This is a genomic window from Arthrobacter crystallopoietes BAB-32, from assembly GCF_000328305.2.
Taxonomy (GTDB): Bacteria; Actinomycetota; Actinomycetes; order Actinomycetales; family Micrococcaceae; genus Crystallibacter; species Crystallibacter crystallopoietes_A.
On sequence record NZ_ANPE02000342.1, the window covers coordinates 1 to 2,039 of the forward strand.

Below are 2,039 nucleotides of genomic sequence, written 5' to 3' on the forward strand. Positions count from 1 at the left end.
TCCGCCCGATCCGTCCCAGCCGCGCAGACCGGGCCCGCGGTGCCGTGGGACGCTGCCGGTGGGCGGTGGTCCCGCCGGCCAGCAGCGCGCGGACCGGCGCAAAGGTGTCATTGGTGATCCGGCCGGCCCAAGCCAGTTCCCACAGGGCAGTAACGACATCGGCATCCGCGGCTTGGGTGCCGCCGGCCACCAGTGCGTCGGCGAGCTGGCGGAAGAAGAAGGCACCGCCGCCGTACTGGCCCTGTGCCGAGAGCACGTTCAGCAGTTCGTACTGCAGCACGCTGGGCTCGAAATCCGGCTGCGGAGCCAGCGTCAGCGGCGCGTTCTCCGCCAGCTGCAGGCTGACCCAGCCGTCATTGCCGGGCAGCGAACCGGCACCGGACCAGAGCACTTCCCCGGTGGCCATCAGCTCATCCAGCATCGCAGGCGCGTAGTTGGCAACCCGCGACCCCAGGATCAGCGGTTCCCACGCGGACGCCGGGATCGGCACACCGGAGAGCTGGTCGACCACCGTGGCGATGCCGTCCAGCCCGCGCAGGCCGGACCCGACGTTCTGCCAGGCCGGCAGGAAACGCCCGTAGGTGGCCGCCTCCACCGGCTCCACTTCCTGGCGCAGCGCGGCCAGCGAACGGCGCCGGATCCTGCGCAGCACTTCCACATCGCACCATTCGGTGAGGCCCGGCTGCGGCGGCGGATCGCTGTCCGGCGGCCGGAATTCCCCGTCCGCCACCCGCCCGTCCTTCAGCAGCCGACGCAGCGCGGTCTCCACCACGGCCACGCCGAGGCCCAGCCGCGCGGCGCATTCCGGCGCGGTGAACGGACCGTGCGTGCGGGCATAGCGGCCCACCAGGTCCCCGAGCGGATCCGCGACCGGTTCGATGAAGGCCAGCGGCACGCCCATCGGCAGCGGAACGCCCAAGGCATCGCGCAGCCGGGCGGCGTCCTCCACTGCGGCCCACCGTTCGACGCCGGCGATGCCCACCTTGAGCGCACGGTTGGCCTGCGCCAGTTCCGCCAGCAGCGGCTCGACGTCCGCGGAGGCCACCGGTGCCGGTCCCGCCGCATGCTCCAGTACCTCCGCCTCCGGAGGCCGGACGCGCTCGGCGACTTCCGCCGTCGTTAGCGGCCCGAGCAGGCGGAGCAAATCCGCAATGCCCTCGGCGCCGCGGACCTTGCGGTCTTCGATGAGGCGCTGCAGTTCGCGCTCGGTGCGCGTGATGATCGCGGCGTCCAGCAGCTCGCGCAGTTCCGCCCGGCCCAGCAGGTCGTTCAGCAGCGTCGGGTCCAGGGAGAGCGCGGCGGCGCGGCGCTCGGCCAGCGGGGAGTCCCCTTCGTAGAGGAAGGAGGCGACGTAGCCGTAGAGCAGCGAGCGGGCGAACGGCGACGGCTGCGGCGTGGAGGTCTCGAGCACGCGCAGTTCCCGGCGTTCGATGGCGCCGGCGATGTCCTTCAGCGCCGGCAGGTCGTAGACGTCCTGCAGGCACTCGCGCACGGTTTCCAGCACGATCGGGAACGTCGGGTACTTCCGCGCCACGTCCAGCAGTTGGGCCGAGCGCTGGCGCTGCTGCCAGAGCGGGGTGCGCTTGGCCGGGTTCTGCCGCGGCAGCAGGAGCGCACGGGCGGCACATTCGCGGAAGCGCGAGGCGAACAGGGCGGACCCGCCCACCTCGGCGGTGACGATCTGGTCCAGCTCCTCCGGGTCGAAGAGGAACAGGTCGGCGCCGGGCGGCTCGTCTTCCATCATCGGCACGCGCAGCACGATCCCGTCATCGGCCGCCATGGCGGAGCCGTCCATCCCGTAGCGCTGCTGCAGCCGCGCGCCTACCGCGAGGGCCCACGGCGCGTGGACCGGCAGGCCGAACGGGCTGTGCAGCACCACCCGCCAGTCGCCCAGCTCGTCGTGGAACCGCTCGACCACCAGGGCGCGGTCGCTTGGGATGATGTCCGTGGCCTGGCGCTGCTCGCCGAGGTAGGCCAGCAGGTTCTCCGCCGCCCAGTCATCCAGGCCGCTGGCGCGCAGCCGCTCCAGCGCGGCCTCC

1 protein-coding gene is annotated in these 2,039 nt (G+C 72.6%); it reads right to left on the reverse strand.

Annotated features, from left to right (window positions below; all coding sequences use genetic code 11):
* Window positions 1-2,039 (reverse strand): Lhr family ATP-dependent helicase (locus tag D477_RS20890; protein WP_005275661.1); only part of this gene is annotated, 2,039 nt, incomplete at both ends.